Origin of the sequence: Limnohabitans sp. YIMB22184 (genome assembly GCF_048020265.1) — a bacterium.
Lineage (GTDB): Bacteria > Pseudomonadota > Gammaproteobacteria > Burkholderiales > Burkholderiaceae_C > Limnohabitans_A.
This window is the reverse complement of sequence record NZ_CP171843.1, coordinates 323,812-341,725: the sequence shown is the minus strand read 5'-3', so window position 1 is coordinate 341,725 and position 17,914 is coordinate 323,812. Positions and strand designations below refer to the sequence as shown.

The following is a 17,914-nucleotide window of genomic DNA, read 5'->3' as shown; positions in this document are numbered from 1 at the left end:
CTCCTCAAATGCTGAACATCATCGCGGTCAGGATGAAATCCAGTCCCAACACCGACAAAGAAGAAACCACCACGCTGCGGGTCGTGGCGCTGGCCACGCCTTCGGGTGTGGGCTTGGCCACATAGCCTTGCAGCAAGGCGATGAAGGTCACAGCGACACCAAACACCACGCTTTTGATGATGCCGTTGCCCACGTCCTTGAACACATCAACGCCACCTTGCATCTGGCTCCAGAAAGAACCCGCGTCCACGCCAATGAGCAACACGCCCACGACATAACCACCCAAGATACCCACCGCACTGAACACGGCCGCTAACAGGGGCAAGGCAATGATGCCGCCCCAAAAGCGCGGCGCCAGGATGCGCTGCACCGGATCCACCGCCATCATCTCGAGGGCCGTGAGCTGCTCACCGGCCCGCATCAGGCCAATCTCGGCCGTGAGGGATGCGCCAGCGCGTCCTGCAAACAACAAAGCGGCCACCACCGGACCCAACTCGCGCACCAGACTGAGCGCCACCAAGAGGCCCAGCGCCTCGGCGGAGCCGTAACGCTGCAGCGTGTAGTAGCCCTGCAAACCCAGCACAAAGCCCACAAACAAGCCTGACACCGTGATGATGGCCAGCGAGTAGTTGCCCAAAAAATGCACCTGGTCGCGCACCAAGCCAAAGCGTTTGAGCGCAGCGCCCGACATACCCAGCAACTTGAAAAACAAACGCGCCCCAAAGCCCCAATCGGCCAGCAGCTGGCGGGTGGCAGCACCCAAAGCGCCCAACACGGCGGTGATCATGCCGACCTCCGGTCATAGTCCTGCGCGGCAGCGGGTGCCGGGTAATGGAAAGGCACCGGGCCGTCGCTCAGGGCATGCACAAACTGGTGGATCAGCGGATCGGTGCTGGCACGCAACTCGGCCGGCGTGCCCTGCGCAGCCACACCGCCATTGGCCAAGATGACCACATGGTCGGCGATTTCAAAGGTTTCGGTGACATCGTGTGAGACCACGACGCTGGTGATGCCCAGGCTGTCGTTCAAGCGGCGAATCAATCGCGCGGCCGTGCCCAGCGAGATCGGGTCGAGGCCTGCAAAGGGCTCGTCGTACATGATCAGGTCAGGGTCCAACGCGATGGCGCGGGCCAAGGCCACGCGGCGGCTCATGCCCCCGGAAATCTCGGAGGGCTTCAGGTCACGCGCACCGCGCAAACCTACCGCATCCAGCTTCATGAGCACGATGTCGCGGATCAGGTCTTCAGACAAACGGGTGTGTTCACGCAAGGGAAACGCCACATTGTCGAACACGCTCATGTCGGTGAACAAGGCGCCAAACTGGAACAACATGCCCATTCGACGTCGTGCGGCATACAGCTCGGTCTGGCGCATGGGGGTGATGTCGTCGCCATCAAACAGCAATTGACCGGCGCTGGCGCGGATCTGCCCGCCAATCAGGCGCAGCACCGTGGTCTTTCCGCCGCCCGACACGCCCATCAAGGCCGTGACTTGTCCTCGCGGCACATTGAAGCTGAGGTTCTTCAAGATGACACGGTCGCCGTACCCGAAACTCAGGTCACGCAATTCAACAAGGGGCGGTGGTGTGGCGGTGGTGGTCATGAAAAACAAGAGCCGGCTTGACCGGCTCTTGTGATGTTAAGTGACCAAGGTCAACGCAATGTAAACCTTGGTGCTCTAGGGATTTTACCTATAACCGACTGGCTTCAGCGTGGCAGATCGCTTTGCCCCATCAGGAACTCGTCCACCGCGCGTGCGGCTTGACGGCCTTCACGGATGGCCCAGACCACCAGAGACTGACCCCGGCGCATGTCACCGGCGGCAAACACCTTGTTCACATTGGTGGCATAACCGCCTGTGAAGTCGGTGCTGGCTTTGGCGTTGCCGCGGGCGTCCTTGTCGACGCCAAAAGCGTCGAGCACAGTGGCCACCGGATTGGTGAAGCCCATGGCCAGCAGCACCAGATCGGCTTTGTACTCCTTCTCGGTACCTGGAATTTCAACCATCTTGCCGTCCTTGAACTCGACGTGCACGGTGGTCAAACCTGTCACTTTGCCTTTTTCACCCACAAAAGCTTTGGTGGAGATGGCGAACTCGCGCTGCAGCAGACCTTTCTCGGCGCTCTCGTCATGGCTGGAGCTGGTGCGCAGCTTCATGGGCCAGTACGGCCAGACCATCAGCTTGTTTTCCTTTTCGGGCGGCTCGGGCATCACCTCGAACTGGGTCACGCTGGCTGCGCCGTGGCGTGTGCTGGTGCCGACGCAGTCGCTGCCGGTATCACCGCCACCGATCACGATGACGTGCTTGCCATCGGCCCGCAACTGGCCCTTAACCTTGTCACCGGCGTTGACTTTGTTTTGTTGGGGCAAAAATTCCATCGCGAAATGGATGCCATCCAGGTCGCGACCAGGCACGGGCAAGTCACGCGACTGCTCGGAGCCACCGGTCAACAACACCGCGTCAAAGTCTTTTTTGAGCTGCTCGGCGCTGATGGTTTCCTTGGCCCAGTTGGTGACCTTGGAATCCTTGGGCCATTCACCGATCAAGGTGCTGGTGCGGATCTTCACACCTTCGGCTTCGAGCTGCTGGACACGCCGGTCGATGTGCGTCTTTTCCATCTTGAAGTCGGGGATGCCATAGCGCAGCAAGCCACCCACGCGGTCGTTCTTCTCGAACAAGGTCACGTCGTGACCGGCACGCGCCAACTGCTGGGCAGCGGCCAAGCCGGCAGGGCCCGCGCCAATGATGGCCACGGTCTTGCCAGTTTTGACTTTGGCAGGGCGGGGTGTGACCCAGCCCTCAGACCAAGCGCGGTCGATGATGGCGTGCTCGATCGACTTGATGCCCACGGCATCACCATTGAAGTTCACCACGCAAGCGGCTTCGCAAGGCGCAGGGCAAATGCGGCCGGTGAACTCGGGGAAGTTGTTGGTGCTGTGCAGCACCTCGATCGCGTTTTTCCAGTCGCCCTGGTACACCAGGTCATTGAAGTCCGGGATGATGTTATTGACCGGGCAGCCGTTGTTGCAAAACGGCGTGCCGCAGTCCATGCAACGGGCCGCTTGTTTTTTGGACTGCTCTTCGGTCAGACCGATCACGAACTCGCCGTAGTTCTTCAGGCGCTCGGCAACCGGCTTATAGCCTTCTTCGATGCGCTCGAACTCCATGAAACCTGTGATTTTTCCCATGATGTTTCCTTCGATTCTTGACGTGGGGCTCAGGCGGCCACAGACTTGGCGGCCTTGGCTGCTTTGCGTGCATTGATCTCGCCCAGGGCGCGCTTGTATTCGTTCGGGAACACCTTCACGAACTTGGCACGGGCCGTGGCCCAGTTGTCCAGCAACTCGCGAGCGCGCTGGCTGCCGGTCCACTTGTGGTGGTCTTCCAGCAGTTTCTTGAGCTGAACTTCGTCGGCCTGGTCACGGTGCCAGACCTTGCGGTCGACTTGCGCTTCCTGCTCGGCAGCGGACAACACTTTTTCCATGCTGACCATGGCGGTGTTGCAGCGCGAGGCAAACTCGCCGTCTTCGTCGTACACGTAGGCGATACCACCGCTCATGCCCGCGCCGAAGTTGCGGCCGGTCTTGCCCAGCACCGCGACAGTGCCGCCGGTCATGTATTCGCAACCGTGGTCGCCTGTGCCTTCGACCACGGCCGTGGCACCCGACAGACGCACCGCAAAGCGCTCACCGGCCACACCGGCAAAGAAGGCCTCACCGGTGGTCGCACCGTACATGACGGTGTTGCCCACGATGATGTTCTGCGCGGCCACACCTCGGAACTCCAAGCTCGGGCGTACCACCACGCGGCCACCGGACAAGCCTTTGCCGGTGTAGTCGTTGGCTTCACCGATCAGGTACAGCGTGATGCCCTTGCACAGGAAAGCGCCGAACGATTGGCCGCCGGTGCCTTCGAGCTGAATGCGGATGGTGTCGTCCGGCAAGCCTTCCGGGTGCACTTTGGTCACCGCACCGGACAACATAGCACCGACCGAGCGGTTGACGTTGCGGGCGGTTTCCATGAACTGGACTTTTTCGCCCTTGTCGATGGCGGCACGGCTCTTGGCGATCAACACATTGTCGAGTGCCTTGGTCAGACCATGGTCCTGTGTTTGCACATGGCGCACATCAGCATCCATCGTGACTTGCGGCACGGCCAGCAGACGGGAGAAGTCCAGACCGCGGGCCTTCCAGTGGCTCACGCCCGCACGCATGTCGAGCAAGTCGGCACGGCCCACCAGGTCGTCGAACTTGGCAATGCCCAACTGGGCCATGATCTGACGCACTTCTTCAGCGATGAAGAAGAAATAGTTGACGACATGCTCGGGCTTGCCTGTGAACTTGGCGCGCAGGACAGGGTCTTGGGTGGCCACGCCCACTGGGCAGGTGTTCAGGTGGCACTTGCGCATCATGATGCAGCCTTCGACCACCAGTGGTGCAGTGGCGAAACCGAACTCGTCTGCACCCAGCAGGGCACCAATGGCCACGTCTCGGCCGGTCTTCATCTGGCCGTCGGCCTGCACGCGGATGCGACCGCGCAAACCGTTGAGCACCAGGGTCTGCTGGGTTTCGGCCAGACCGATTTCCCATGGGCTACCCGCGTGCTTGACCGATGACCAGGGCGATGCGCCCGTGCCGCCGTCGTGGCCCGCGATTACCACGTGATCGGCCTTGCACTTGGCCACACCGGCGGCGATCGTGCCGACGCCGATTTCGGACACCAGCTTGACGCTGATGTCGCTGTGGGGTGCCACGTTCTTCAGGTCGTGGATCAGCTGAGCCAAGTCCTCGATCGAATAGATGTCGTGGTGCGGAGGCGGCGAAATCAGACCAACACCGGGCACCGAGTGGCGCAGCTTGCCGATGTAGTCGGACACTTTGCCGCCGGGCAACTGGCCGCCTTCACCGGGCTTGGCACCCTGTGCCATCTTGATCTGGATCTGGTCGGCGCTGGACAGGTATTCGGCAGTCACGCCAAAACGGCCCGAAGCGACTTGCTTGATGCGCGAGCGCAGGCTGTCACCCGCAGCCAAAGGCATGTCCACTTCAACGTTTTCGGCGCCGATCACGCTCTTGAGCGAATCACCGACCTTGATCGGAATGCCTTTGAGTTCGTTGCGGTAACGCGCCGAGTCTTCGCCGCCTTCGCCGGTGTTGCTCTTGCCACCAATGCGGTTCATGGCCACGGCCAGGGTGGCGTGCGCTTCGGTGGAAATCGAGCCCAGCGACATCGCGCCCGTGGCGAAACGCTTGACGATCTCGGCCGCAGGCTCGACCTGCTCCAGCGGGATGGCTTTGGACGGGTCGATCTTGAACTCGAACAGGCCGCGCAGCGTCATGTGGCGCTTGCTTTGGTCGTTGATGATCTGCGCGTATTCCTTGTAGGTGCTGAAGTTGTTGGCACGGGTGGAGTGCTGCAACTTGGCAATCGCGTCGGGCGTCCACATGTGCTCTTCGCCACGGGCGCGCCAGGCGTATTCACCGCCCGCGTCCAGCATGGTGGCCAGCACCGGGTCGTCGCCAAAGGCGGCGGTGTGCATGCGGAAGGCCTCTTCGGCGATCTCGAACACGCCGATGCCGCCCACGCGACTGGCGGTGCCGGTGAAGTACTTGTTGATGGTCTCAGAGTTGATGCCGATGGCTTCAAACAGCTGCGCACCACAGTACGACATGTAGGTCGACACGCCCATCTTGGACATGATCTTGGACAGGCCCTTGCCGATCGCCTTGATGTAGTTGTAGATTACTTTCTCGGCCGACAGGTCACCGGGCAGCTCTTTGTGCAGCGCAGCCAGGGTTTCCATCGCCAGGTAGGGGTGCACAGCTTCTGCGCCGTAGCCGGCCAACACCGCAAAGTGGTGCACTTCGCGGGCGGTGCCGGTTTCAACCACCAAACCAGCCGTGGTGCGCAGGCCTTCGGTCACCAGGTGCTGGTGGATAGCCGACAACGCCAGCAGCGCAGGCACGGCCACCTGGGTGGCGTTCACGCCCCGGTCACTGATGATCAGGATGTTATGGCCGCCCTTGATGGCGTCCACCGCTTCGGCGCACAGCGAGGCCAGCTTGGCTTCCACACCTTCACGGCCCCAAAGCGCAGGATAGGTGATGTCGAGTGTCGCGCTCTTGAACTTACCTTTGGTGGCCTGCTCGATGTTGCGCAGCTTGGCCATGTCGGCGAAGTCCAGAACCGGCTGGCTCACTTCGAGGCGCATCGGTGGGTTGACCTGGTTGATGTCCAGCAAGTTCGGCTTGGGGCCGATGAAGGACACCAGCGACATCACGATCGCTTCGCGGATCGGGTCGATCGGGGGGTTGGTCACCTGCGCGAACAACTGCTTGAAGTAGTTGTAAAGCGGCTTGTTCTTGTCGGACAACACGGCCAGCGGGCTGTCGTTGCCCATGGAGCCGATGGCTTCTTCACCGGCAGACGCCATGGGCGCCAGCAAGAACTTGATGTCTTCTTGCGTGGTGCCAAAGGCTTGTTGCAAATCGAGCAAAGGCACATCGGATGCGGGCGCTTGCATAGGGGCCGCGGCCACATCGTCCAGCTTGACACGCAGGTTTTCGATCCACTGCTTGTAAGGCTTGGCGCTGGCCAAACCGGCCTTCAACTCTTCGTCGTTGATCATGCGGCCTTGTTCCAGATCGATCAGGAACATCTTGCCGGGCTGCAGACGCCACTTGCGCACGATCTTGCTTTCGGGGATCGGCAACACGCCGGTTTCCGAACCCATGATGACCATGTCGTCGTCGGTGATGATGTAGCGCGAAGGGCGCAGGCCGTTGCGGTCCAGCGTGGCGCCGATCTGGCGGCCGTCGGTGAACACGATCGAGGCGGGGCCATCCCAGGGTTCGAGCATGGCCGCGTGGTATTCATAAAAGGCCTTGCGGCGCTCGTCCATGGTGGTGTGCTGTTCCCAGGGCTCGGGAATCATCATCATCACGGCCTGGCTGATGGGGTAGCCGGCCATGGTCAGCAGTTCCAGGCAATTGTCAAAGGTGGCGGTGTCGGACTGGCCGGCAAAACTGATCGGATACAACTTTTGCAGGTCATCGGCCAACACGGGCGAGGACATCACGCCTTCGCGGGCCTTCATCCAGTTGTAGTTGCCCTTGACGGTGTTGATCTCGCCGTTGTGCGCCACATAGCGGTAGGGGTGCGCCAACGGCCACTCTGGGAAGGTGTTGGTGGAGAAACGCTGGTGCACCAGACCCAGGGCCGAGACGCAGCGCTCGTCCTGCAGGTCCAGGTAATAGGTGCCCACCTGGTCGGCCAGCAGCAAGCCCTTGTAAACCGCGGTGCGGCTGGACATGCTGGGGATGTAGTACTCGTTGCTGTGCGTCAGCTGAAGGTTCTGAATCGCGGCGCTGGCGGTCTTGCGGATCACATACAGCTTACGCTCCAGCGCGTCCTGCACGATCACATCGGCGCCACGGCCAATAAAGATCTGGCGCATGACCGGCTCTTTTTCGCGCACGCGGGGCGACATGGGCATCTCGCGGTTGACGGGCACATCGCGCCAGCCGAGCACCACCTGACCTTCGGCCTTCACGGCACGTTCCAATTCTTGCTCGCAAGCCATGCGCGAGGCGTGCTCTTTGGGCAAAAACACCATGCCCACACCGTATTCACCGAAAGGCGGCAGGGCCACACCCTGTTTGGCCATCTCGTCGCGATACAGCGCATCGGGCAGCTGGATCAGGATACCGGCACCGTCGCCCATCAGCGCGTCCGCACCCACAGCACCCCGGTGGTCCAGGTTTTCCAGAATCTTGAGGGCCTGCGTCACGATGGCGTGAGTCTTGTGACCCTTGATGTGGGCCACAAAGCCGACACCGCAAGCATCGTGTTCATTGGCCGGGTCATACAGACCGGTCGATTGGAAATGTTCTTTTGCACTGGCCGAAGTCATGGGCGCTCCTAAGGGTTTTCACGCAGATCGAAGAGTGTAGTGCACTGCAGCAACCGTGCCAAACTTTTTAATTGGGGTCAGATCCCAATTAATTTGGCTTTTGACTTAGTTTCGAAATAATTGGGGACAGATTCAATCGGATGCAGATTCGACGGTTTTCTTGAAAGGCCGCCCAGCCTTTCCCGGCTGCAGTCGGCGATTCGTGGACTGCTGCAATGCCTGGACAAAATTGGCTGAACCCAACGCCCATCCTGACAAGGCGCTTTGAGTCAACTGCTCTTTGTCTGACTGCGCCAGACCGGCCTGCACCAACTCGACATAAGCGGCCTCGCGCGCAAACGGGGTATTGCCCAAGCCCCAAAACAGGGCATGCGTCGTCACCAACTTGTCGCTGCCCTGCCCAATACAGTGCCTGTGACTGGACCATTTGTAATCCGCAGGCTGTCCCACCATGCCCGCCCGCACCGGGTTCAGGTCGATGTAGACCATGCATGCCAAAAGATAGCGCTCACTCTCAATGAGGTTGCTGCGGTAGCGGCCTTCCCACAGCGTACCGGTGCGCTGGTGCCGCAGATTGAAATAGCGCACATAGGCCCGGCCGACGGCCTGCATCATCTGTGGCAGACCCGTGTCGGTTTCGGGTGTGACCAGCAGATGGAAATGGTTGTCCATGATCACGTACGCATGCACAGCGACCTTGAAAGTTTGCGCATGCTCATGCCACAGCGCCAGCAAACGCTCGCGGTCCGCATCGTCGCGCACGATGGCCTGGCGGTCATTGCCGCGCTGGATGACATGGTGCGGATAAGCAGCAACAGTGAGGCGGGGTTGGCGGGCCATGGGAACTTCCTGAATGAGGCCCACAGTTTAATTGGGATCTGACCCCGATTAATTTTGCAGTTATGGCTTTATTATTTCAACTAATTATTTCAGGAGCCAAAACGAAAAGAGTTATCACATGGGTCACCACTATTGGAACCATATTGCTAGTTGGATGCGCCTCCCCTTACTCACAGTACTACCACGACAACAACTTAGGCGACTTAACAAAAAATCCACGAGTCATTCTGAGTAGCGAGCCTCGCATGCTACGCGGTAGCAACCCTGAAACTGATGCCATAAAGATGCTGGAAGACGGTTACGCACTGATCGGGTACAGCACATTCAATGGGCCGGAAGCAAATGATCGCGGTGCACTTGCTCAAGGGAAAAAAGTCATGGCATCTTGAATCGCCCCGGGTTTTGAGGAGGCTCCACACTTTGAGAAGATGGAGCCATGAGCAAGAAATCGAACCGTTTTTCACCCGAAGTGCGCGAACGCGCTGTCCGCATGGTGCTCGAGCACCGTGGCGAGTACCCATCCCTTTGGGCCACCATTGAGTCCATTGCCCCCAAGATCGGGTGTGTGCCGCAAACCCTCAACGACTGGGTTCGCCAGCACGAGGTTGACGAAGGCATGCGCGATGGCGTCAGCTCTGATGAGCGCGCCCGCATCAAAGACCTCGAACGCGAAGTCAAGGAACTGCGCAAAGCCAACGAAATCCTCAAACTGGCGAGCGCTTTTTTTGCCCAGGCGGAGCTCGACCGCCGACTCAAGTCTTAAGGGACTTTGTTGATCAAAACCGTCACGCCTACGGGGTCGAGCCGATTTGCAACGTGCTGCAAATCGCCCCTTCTGGCTACAGGTGCCATGCTGCCCGCCAACGCAAGCCCGAGCTGCTTTGCGCCCGGACCAAACGCGATGAAGCCCTGATCCCGCAAATCCAAGCCGTCTGGCAGGCCAATATGCAGGTCTACGGCGCAGACAAGGTCTGGCACCAGATGAATCGTGAAGGAACCAAGGTGGCGCGCTGCACGGTCGAGCGGCTCATGAAGCGCATGGGATTGCACGGCGTTCGCCGGGGCAAGGTCGTGCAAACCACCGTCTCGGACAAAGCCGCGCCATGCCCGCTGGACCGGGTCAATCGCCAGTTCAAAGCAGAGCGTCCAAACCAACTGTGGGTGTCGGACTTCACCTATGTCAGCACCTGGCAGGGCTGGCAATACGTGGCCTTTGTGATCGACGTGTTTGCACGGCGCATCGTGGGCTGGCGGGTGAGCAGTTCGATGCGTACTGACTTTGTGTTGGATGCCCTGGAGCAAGCCTTGTTCGACAGACAACCTGAACGCTCAGATGCATTGATACATCACTCGGACAGGGGGTCTCAATATGTTTCCATTCTCTACACCGAACGCCTGGCCCAAGCTGGGATAGAGCCATCGGTGGGCAGCCGTGGCGACAGCTACGACAACGCGCTGGCCGAGACGATCAATGGGCTGTACAAGGCCGAATTGATACACCGCCGTGCACCCTGGAAAACCAAGGAGGCACTGGAACTGGCAACCCTGGAATGGGTGGCTTGGTTCAACCACCACCGACTGCTGAGCTCGATTGGGTATATTCCACCGGCTGAAGCTGAGGTGAACTACTACCGGCAGCTAGCCGGGAAGCACGAGACCGAGGTCTCAACTTAAACCAACTGGCCTCCACGAAACCCGGGGCGATTCACAACCACCATTTATGGATCTCAGACAAGCATGGTTCCATACACCGTGCATAGATCTGACCAAATGGCCGCATATTGGGTTAAGGTAAAAACAGGTGTTGTGGGGATTCATTACAAATCTCTAACACCTGATATCGTCCAAAAAATCGGCACAAACAAAGGCATTCTTGTGACAGCTGTCGTTCGTGATGGTCCAGCGTTTCACGCGGATATTTTGCGAAATGATGTGATTTCAAAAATTGATGGCACATTTGTACATGACTCGCAAACTCTGCAATACGCCACCTCTGGTAAATCGGGCCAAGATGTTGACTTCACCATACTGCGTAACAACCAGGAAATTGTCAAAAAAGTCAGGCTTGGTACACAAGGTGTCGAATGAGGCAACCGCGCACCTAGGACAAATTAATTACAGAGCCATTTTCGGCCTAATTTCCTCACGCCAACTCAGACGCTCGGAAAACGCCTAACAGCGAGACTTTGTAACCCGAACTCAGCCAGCAGCGCCAGCAGGCGCTCGGCTGAGGCGCGTTTTTTCTGACCGGTGTACTTGGCCAGAATCAGCTCGTTTTTCATGGAGTGTTCCCAGCCCACCAGCTCGGTCACCGTGACCTGGTAGCCCTGTGACTCCAGGTACAGGCAGCGCAGCACGTTGGTGAGTTGACTGCCCAGTTCGCGGGTGTGCAGGGGGTGACGCCAGAGCTCGGCCAGCGGGGTGCGCTGCAGATTGATCGCCTTGTTCTGGTTGAGCGCCCGGGCCAGCTCGGCCTGGCAGCAAGGCACCAGCACCATGTATCTGGCTTTCTTTTGCAGGCCGAAGGCGATGGCGTCGTCGGTGGCCGTGTCGCAGGCGTGCAGGGCAGTCACCACGTCGATCTGCTCGGGCAGCTCGCTGCTTTGGGTCGATTCGGCCACGCTCACGTTCAAAAAGCGCATGCGCTCAAATCCCAGCTTCTGGGCCAACGCTTTGGACGACTCCACCAGCTCGCTGCGCGTTTCAATGCCGTAGATCGTGCCCTGGCCAAGCGCCTTGAAAAACAGGTCGTAAATGATGAAGCCCAGATACGACTTGCCCGCGCCGTGGTCGGCCAAGGTGGGGCCACTGTCGCTGGTAGGCAATTCCAGCAACAACTTTTCAATGAACTGAAACAGGTGGTAGACCTGCTTGAGTTTGCGCCGCGAGTCCTGGTTGAGCTTGCCCTCGCGCGTGAGGATGTGCAACTGCTTGAGCAACTCAACCGACTGGCCGGGGCGCACTTCGGGCGGCAGTTGCGATGCGGCGTTGTCGATGGCCTTTTGCTTTTTCATGGGGTAGGGCCCACATCCAGCTTTTTCCAGCCTTCAACGCCCAACTTTTCCATGGTCTCGATGTTGGTTTCGTAAATCATCTCGGCTTCTGGGAACGCCTCCACCGCCCGATCGATGCTTTCCTCACGCAGCAGGTGCAGCGTGGGGTAAGGCGAGCGGTTGGTGAAATTGCCGACGTCCTCCGGCTCGGTGTCGGCAAACTGGAACTGCGGGTGAAAACTCGCCACCTGAAACACGCCTTCCATGTCGAGCTCTTGCAGAACGGCATCGGCCTCGTCCAGAAAATCGTTGAATTCCAGAAAATCTTGCAGCATCTGCGGCACGATCAAGAGCACGGTCTCGCGCTCTTCGGCAGGCATGGCGGCCAGCGCCTGCAACTGCTCAATCAGTTCGTCGCGTAAGCCTTCCAGGCCTTTGGCTTCGCTCACCACGTAATGGATCTGGCCCTTGACGTGGGGGGCTTTTGCAAAAGGGCAAAGGTTCAGGCCGATCACGGCGCGCTCGAGCCAGCGCACGGTGTCGGCGATTTCGGGGATATTCATGTCAGTCATGGGCGAGATTGTGCCTGTGGCGGCAAGCGCCCAGCTGCCCAAGCCAACCCCGCCCCCACCACACAACACCCCACCGTGACCAGCGGCGTGAGCTGCCAGCCTGCACGCGCGGCCACGGCCGCCACCACGGGGGGCCCAACGAACTGGCCCAGGGCCGAGAGCTGCTGCACCCAGCCCACGGTGGTGGCCACTTGTTGCTCACCCGGGGCCAGGCGCACGGCCAGGCTGAACAAGGTGCCCGGCACCAACCCGCCCATCCCGGAGAACAGCAACACCCCGGCAAAACGCAGCCAAGGCAGGCTTTCAGTGAAGGGCGCAAAGGCCACGGTGCTGCCCAGCGCCATGGCGCCAAAGCCCAGCCACAGCGTGCTGCGGGGTGCCCAGCCGCGCTGCAGCAAGCGGCCCGAGGCCATGTTGCCCGCAATGTTGACGGCCGCTGCCAAGGCCGTGAGCACGCCCAGCAGCGCACCGCCGACACCAGCGGCGGCGTAAATGGACGGCAAGAAACCCACCACCGCCAGCCACTGTCCCGAATACATGCCAAAGGTGAGTGCCACCAGCCAGGGGCCACGGGCGCTCAAGGTGCGGCGCAGGCGCTGCCAGGCACCTTGCCCAGCGGCGGTTGTGTGGGCCACGGGGTCGGCGGGCACGCTGCGCCACAGCCACGCGGCCATGGCCAGCGACACGGCGGCAAACAGCCACCACCAAGCGCCCCAGCCCCAGACCGGAATGAACAGCGGTCCGGCCAGCAAAGCCAGCGCCGTACCGGTGGGCATGTACGCGCCCCACACGCCCAGCATGCCGGGCAGCTGCGCGGGCAGCACCAGGCGACGAATCAAAGCGGGCGCGGGCAAAGCCACCAGCAAAAAACCCAGGCCTTCGATGGCCCGCAGCAACAGCAACGCAGTGACCGAGGTGGCGAACCCACCCAAACCGCTGGCCAGCGCCAGCAGACACAGGCCGCGCACCATGCTGCGTTTGAGACCCATGCCATCGGCCCACAAGCCCATGAACACGGCCAGACTCAAACCAGCCAGCTGCACCATGGACAAAAGGAAACCGGACTGCAGCAGCGTCAGACCCAGCTCGGCCTGCAGCGCGGGCAAGGCGGGCGGCAGCTTACCCACCTGCAAGGCCGCCACGCCGCCAGCGAAGACGACGAGCCAGGCGGTGCGATGCGCGGGCACCACGCTCACAACAGCTTGAGCCCCGTCAGGCGTTCGTACTCGCGCAGGGCGAAGCGGTCGGTCATGCCGGCGATGTAGTCGGCCACCGAGCGGTGCAGGTCGGCACTGGCCGCGAAGTCGGCGGACATTTCGGAAGGCTGAGCCACATAAGCCGCAAACAACTCGCGCACCACCTGCTGTGCCTGCCCGGTGGTGTGCATGACCTGCGGGTGGCGGTAGAGCTGCGCAAACAAAAACTTTTTGAGCTCGCCGCTGCGGGCCTTCATGCCCGGGCTGAACGCCACCAGTGGTCCGGCCTGGCGGGCCTCTTCCAACGAAGCAACACCCGCCTGAAACACAGCCTGGCGGGTGGTGTCGATCACGTCGTACACCTGGTCACTCAGCATGCGGCGGATGGTTTCGTACAAAACGCGGCGCGGCTTTTCCGACAAACCCGGGTGCTCGGCCAAGGTCTGCTGGTGGTAGTGCGCAAACAGTTCCACCTGCAGCAGCTGTTCGATGCTGATCAGCCCGGAGCGCACGCCGTCGTCGATGTCGTGCGCGTTGTAGGCGATGGCGTCGGCCAGGTTGCAAAGTTGTGCCTCCAGGCTGGGCTGGGTGCGGTCGATGAAGCGCCGCCCGACACCACCGGGCTCAGCCTGCTCCAGACGCTCGGCATTGGCCCGGGAGCAATGCTTGAGCACGCCCTCGCGGGTTTCAAAGCTCAGGTTCAGGCCGTCAAACGCGGGGTAGCGCTCTTCGAGTTGGTCGACCACACGCAGGCTTTGCAGGTTGTGTTCAAAACCGCCGTGCTCGGCCATGCATTCATTCAGCGCGTCTTGCCCCGCATGCCCAAAAGGCGTGTGGCCCAGGTCGTGCGCCAGCGCCACAGCTTCGACCAAATCTTCGTTGAGCCCCAGGGCGCGGGCGATGGAGCGGCCCAGCTGCGCGACTTCGAGCGAGTGCGTGAGCCGCGTGCGGAACAGATCGCCCTCGTGGTTCAAGAACACCTGCGTCTTGTAGACCAGCCGCCGGAACGCGGTGGAGTGCACGATGCGGTCACGGTCCCGCTGAAAAGCGTTGCGCGTGGGCGCTGGAGCTTCAGCAAACCGTCGGCCCCGAGTTTGCGCCGGGTCACAGGCCAGCGCCGACAAGCTGGCCCATGGCTGGCTTGAACCCACGGGCAAATCCAATGACTCGGCGAACATGGTTCAGGCGCAGCAGGCGTTGATCACCTCACGCACCATGGCGTCGGGCGCACCGCATACGGTGGCTTTGCCGGGGCCGTCGATCACCACAAACTGGATGTCGCCGCCGATGGCTTTTTTGTCGAGGCGCATGTGTTCGATGTAATGGCCCGCATTGTCGGCCGCGTCTATGACCGGGCCGCGCACGGGCAGGCCTGCACGCGCAATCAAAGCCCGCAAACGCGCCACAAAATCGGCGTCCACTTTGCCCAGACGCTGCGAGAGTTCTGCGGCCATGACCATGCCGCAGCCCACGGCTTCGCCGTGCAGCCAGACGCCAAAACCCAGACCCGCCTCGATGGCATGGCCAAAGGTGTGGCCAAAATTCAAAATGGCCCGCAGGCCCGCTTCGCGCTCGTCTTGCCCGACCACCCAGGCCTTGATCTCGCAGCTGCACTTGACAGCGTGCGCCAGCGCGGCCGGGTCTTGAGCGATGAGGGCATCGATGTTGGCCTCGATCCAGTCGAGGAAGGCCATGTCGGCGATCGGGCCATATTTGATGACTTCGGCCAGGCCTGCGCTCAGCTCGCGCGGGGGCAAAGTGGTCAGGGTGTTCAGGTCGCACACCACGCACACGGGTTGGTAGAACGCGCCGATCATGTTTTTGCCCAGCGGGTGGTTGATGGCGGTCTTGCCGCCCACCGACGAATCCACCTGCGACAAAAGCGTGGTCGGCACCTGGACAAAGGGCACGCCGCGCATGTAGCTGGCCGCCGCAAAGCCGGTCATGTCGCCCACCACGCCACCACCCAAGGCAAACAGCACCGTCTTGCGGTCGCAGCCTTGACCCAGCAGGGCGTCAAAAATCAGGTTCAAGGTGGGCCAGTCTTTGTGCGCCTCGCCATCGGCCAGCACCACGGTGTGGACCTGCTTGTAATGCGGGGCAATGGCGCTGCGCAAAGCGGCTTCGTACAGCGGGGCAATCGTGTCATTGGTCACGATCATGGCTGTTGTCGCCTTGGGCAGGCCGGCCCAGGTGCCGGGGCGGCTCAGCAGGCCTTGGCCAATCAGGATGTCGTAACTGCGGTCGTCCAGCGAAATGGCGACCTTCTCAATGGGGAATGTGGACTCGGACATAGCCCCCAAGTGTAGGGGGTGCGAGAAGGGATCTCGGCGTTTCAGGGTTTGCGTGCGGGCTGCAAGGGCGCTGGCGTGCTTGCGTGCAGGTGTCCGGCCAGTTCCAGCTGCATGATGATCATGTTGACCAGGGTGGCCACCGAGGGACGGCCGGTTTCAATGACGAAATGGGCCGCCTCGCGGTACAGCGGGTCACGCGCCTCAAACAAGGCACGCAGGCGGCTCAAGGGGTCATCCACCTGCAACAAAGGGCGGGCTGTGTCGTGGCGCACACGGCGAAAAACGTCTTCGGGCGTCGAGCGCAGGTAGATGACATGACCACGGTCGTGCAAATGACGGCGATTGGTTTCGCGCAAGACAGCTCCGCCGCCTGTGGCGATGACCCCCTCATGGGTTTGGGTCAGCTCGTCCAGCACCTGTTGCTCCACATCGCGAAAACTGTCTTCTCCTTCACGGGCAAAGAACTCCCGAATCGAGCAGCCCAATTGGTGCTCGATCACATGGTCAGAGTCGACAAAAGCCAGCCCCAAGCGGCGTGCCAATTGCCTGCCAATGGTGGTTTTGCCCGAGCCCGGTAGGCCCACGAAGATGATGCTCAAGAAAGTCTCACACTGGAAAAGTCGGCTGGGCCACCCACAAAAAATGGCCAGCACTTCATAGCCTGCAAGTGTATTCGACCGGCTTGGCCCAGCTTGAAGCGTGCTGCGCTGGAGCCAAAGGGCAGCGTGCTTCAGGGCGGCAGAGTAGCCGGGCCATCGGCCACCACGCGGGGCGTGAGGAAAATCAACAACTCGCTTTTGCGCCGGGTCTGGTCCCGGTTTTTGAACAGCCACCCCAGGCCAGGCACATCGCCCAGACCCGGCACCTTGGCTTCGTCATTGCGGTTGGTCTCTTCGTAAATACCGCCCAGCACGACGGTGCCGCCATCCTCCACGCGCACCTGGGTCTTCACATGCTTGGTGTTGATGGCGTAACCCGCCGGGGTGATTTGCCCGACGCTGTCGCGGTTCACATCCACATCCAGCACGACCGAACCATCGGGCGTGATCTGGGGCGTCACCTCCAGTTTGAGGTTGGCCTTTCTGAAAGAAATCGCGGTCACGCCATTGCCGATGGATGTCTGATAAGGCAACTCGGTGCCCTGCTCGATCAAGGCCTTGGTCTGGTCCGCGGTCACCACCCGGGGGCGCGACACCACCTTGCCCAACCCTGCGGCTTCCAGGACCGAAATTTCCACGTTGATGAACCGGTCGGCCGCGGCATTGAACAACGAGACGGCGAAGGTGGCCGGGGTGTTGAGCGTTTGGCCAGCCGATCCCGCAGGCAAATTCACCTGGTTGCCGGCCACCGTACCGGCCGCTGTGGGCTGGTTGCTGGCACCCACGGCCAGCGTGTTGGAGCGGCCCTGTACCTTCATGGGGATGGCCAGACCCGTGCCCAGCTTCACACCGAGCGATTGCCCAAACTGGTCATCGGCCTCCACGATGCGCGCCTCGATCAGGATCTGACGAACGGGCACGTCCAATTGCGCCAGCATTTTTTGAAGGTCCAGCACGCGTGCGGGCAGGTCTGAGATGAAGAGCTGGTTGGTGCGGGGCTCGGCCAGCACACTGCCACGGGCACTCAACCAGCGCCCCCCTGTGCTGCCAGCCGCACCGCCCTGCAGGCGCTGGGCCACCTCGGCGGCACGGGCATATTGCAAACGCAGGGACAGCATCTGCAAGGGGCTGACCGACTCCAATGCGGCTTGGGCGTCGAGCTGCTTTTTTTCGCGCAAGGCCCATTCGCCCTGCGGTGCAATCCATAGCACACGGCCCTCCTGGCGCGACACCAGTCCCTTGGACTGCAGCACGATGCTCAAAGCCTGCTGCCACGGCACCTCGCTCAAACGCACGGTCACGGGTCCGCTCACGCTGTCGGTCGGCACCAGGTTGAGCCCTGTGAAGTCGGCAAACACCTGCAGCAGGGCTTTGATGTCGATGTTCTGAAAATTCAGGCTGATCGGTTTGTCGTCGGGCACAGCCACCGCACCCGCTTGTGACCCTGGCGGTGGCGAGGTCCGTTCTGGGCTGTCCGGCATTTGCGCCGCCACCCACCCTGCGCTGCA

The 17,914-nt window shown here is 61.0% G+C and carries 15 protein-coding genes and 1 other annotated feature; of the genes, 3 read left to right on the top strand and 12 right to left on the bottom strand.

From position 1 onward, the window contains the following. Positions 1 to 4: 4 nt before the first annotated feature. From mlaE to ACHEXL_RS01500, 5 genes are all read right to left on the bottom strand, one after another. A complete protein-coding gene (gene mlaE, locus ACHEXL_RS01520) occupies positions 5 to 787 on the bottom strand; it encodes a lipid asymmetry maintenance ABC transporter permease subunit MlaE (protein ID WP_416560309.1) in 783 nt (260 codons plus the stop codon). Beyond that, positions 784 to 1,602 carry an ABC transporter ATP-binding protein gene (locus ACHEXL_RS01515; protein ID WP_416560308.1) on the bottom strand — a complete coding sequence of 273 codons (819 nt, stop codon included), beginning with the start codon at positions 1,600 to 1,602 and terminating at the stop codon, positions 784 to 786. Before ACHEXL_RS01515 ends, mlaE begins: the two co-directional genes overlap by 4 nt. A 104-nt stretch (positions 1,603 to 1,706) precedes the next feature. Further along, positions 1,707 to 3,188 (bottom strand): glutamate synthase subunit beta, encoded by a 1,482-nt coding sequence (locus ACHEXL_RS01510; RefSeq protein WP_416560307.1) that lies wholly within the window; start codon positions 3,186 to 3,188, stop codon positions 1,707 to 1,709. 29 nt (positions 3,189 to 3,217) lie between these two features. Further along, the gene (locus ACHEXL_RS01505) at positions 3,218 to 7,912 is read right to left on the bottom strand and encodes a glutamate synthase-related protein (RefSeq protein WP_416560306.1); all 4,695 of its coding nucleotides are present in this window, start codon (positions 7,910 to 7,912) and stop codon (positions 3,218 to 3,220) included. Between the two features lie 132 nt (positions 7,913 to 8,044). Then, entirely contained in the window at positions 8,045 to 8,752 is a 708-nt protein-coding gene (locus ACHEXL_RS01500) for a transposase (protein WP_416560305.1), read from the bottom strand. A gap of 62 nt (positions 8,753 to 8,814) precedes the next feature. On the opposite strand from ACHEXL_RS01500, the gene ACHEXL_RS01495 reads away from it, so the two are divergent. The 3 genes from ACHEXL_RS01495 (at position 8,815) to ACHEXL_RS01485 (ending at position 10,840) form a co-directional block, all read left to right on the top strand. After that, a complete protein-coding gene (locus ACHEXL_RS01495; RefSeq protein WP_416560304.1) occupies positions 8,815 to 9,141 on the top strand; it encodes a hypothetical protein in 327 nt (108 codons plus the stop codon). A 47-nt stretch (positions 9,142 to 9,188) separates the two neighbouring features. Then, positions 9,189 to 10,426 (top strand): IS3 family transposase gene (locus ACHEXL_RS01490; protein WP_416558777.1). Its coding sequence is split into 2 segments (ribosomal slippage): positions 9,189 to 9,480 and positions 9,480 to 10,426, totalling 1,239 coding nucleotides; the frame shifts between segments, so codons are not numbered across the junction. After that, positions 9,470 to 9,586, top strand: a sequence feature (AL1L pseudoknot). It overlaps the preceding gene by 117 nt. 63 nt (positions 10,427 to 10,489) lie before the next feature. After that, a complete protein-coding gene (locus tag ACHEXL_RS01485) occupies positions 10,490 to 10,840 on the top strand; it encodes a PDZ domain-containing protein (RefSeq protein ID WP_416560303.1) in 351 nt (116 codons plus the stop codon). Between the two features lie 65 nt (positions 10,841 to 10,905). Here the strand turns inward: ACHEXL_RS01485 and ACHEXL_RS01480 are convergent, their stop codons facing one another. The 7 genes from ACHEXL_RS01480 to ACHEXL_RS01450 form a co-directional block, all read right to left on the bottom strand. Further along, positions 10,906 to 11,766 carry a class I SAM-dependent methyltransferase gene (locus ACHEXL_RS01480; RefSeq protein ID WP_416560302.1) on the bottom strand — a complete coding sequence of 287 codons (861 nt, stop codon included), beginning with the start codon at positions 11,764 to 11,766 and terminating at the stop codon, positions 10,906 to 10,908. Further along, entirely contained in the window at positions 11,763 to 12,317 is a 555-nt protein-coding gene (locus tag ACHEXL_RS01475) for a DUF1415 domain-containing protein (RefSeq protein WP_416560301.1), read from the bottom strand. The genes ACHEXL_RS01480 and ACHEXL_RS01475 overlap by 4 nt, the downstream gene beginning before the upstream one ends. Further along, positions 12,314 to 13,513 carry a CynX/NimT family MFS transporter gene (locus ACHEXL_RS01470; RefSeq protein WP_416560300.1) on the bottom strand — a complete coding sequence of 400 codons (1,200 nt, stop codon included), beginning with the start codon at positions 13,511 to 13,513 and terminating at the stop codon, positions 12,314 to 12,316. The genes ACHEXL_RS01475 and ACHEXL_RS01470 overlap by 4 nt, the downstream gene beginning before the upstream one ends. Next, positions 13,510 to 14,691, bottom strand: coding sequence for a deoxyguanosinetriphosphate triphosphohydrolase (locus ACHEXL_RS01465; RefSeq protein ID WP_416560299.1), 1,182 nt, complete (start codon positions 14,689 to 14,691; stop codon positions 13,510 to 13,512). Before ACHEXL_RS01465 ends, ACHEXL_RS01470 begins: the two co-directional genes overlap by 4 nt. A 3-nt stretch (positions 14,692 to 14,694) precedes the next feature. After that, positions 14,695 to 15,807 (bottom strand): 3-dehydroquinate synthase, encoded by a 1,113-nt coding sequence (gene aroB / locus ACHEXL_RS01460; RefSeq protein ID WP_416560298.1) that lies wholly within the window; start codon positions 15,805 to 15,807, stop codon positions 14,695 to 14,697. Between the two features lie 41 nt (positions 15,808 to 15,848). Further along, a complete protein-coding gene (locus ACHEXL_RS01455; protein ID WP_416560297.1) occupies positions 15,849 to 16,406 on the bottom strand; it encodes a shikimate kinase in 558 nt (185 codons plus the stop codon). Positions 16,407 to 16,537: 131 nt separating this feature from the next. Then, the gene (locus ACHEXL_RS01450; protein ID WP_416560296.1) at positions 16,538 to 17,887 is read right to left on the bottom strand and encodes a type IV pilus secretin PilQ; all 1,350 of its coding nucleotides are present in this window, start codon (positions 17,885 to 17,887) and stop codon (positions 16,538 to 16,540) included. Positions 17,888 to 17,914: the final 27 nt, after the last annotated feature.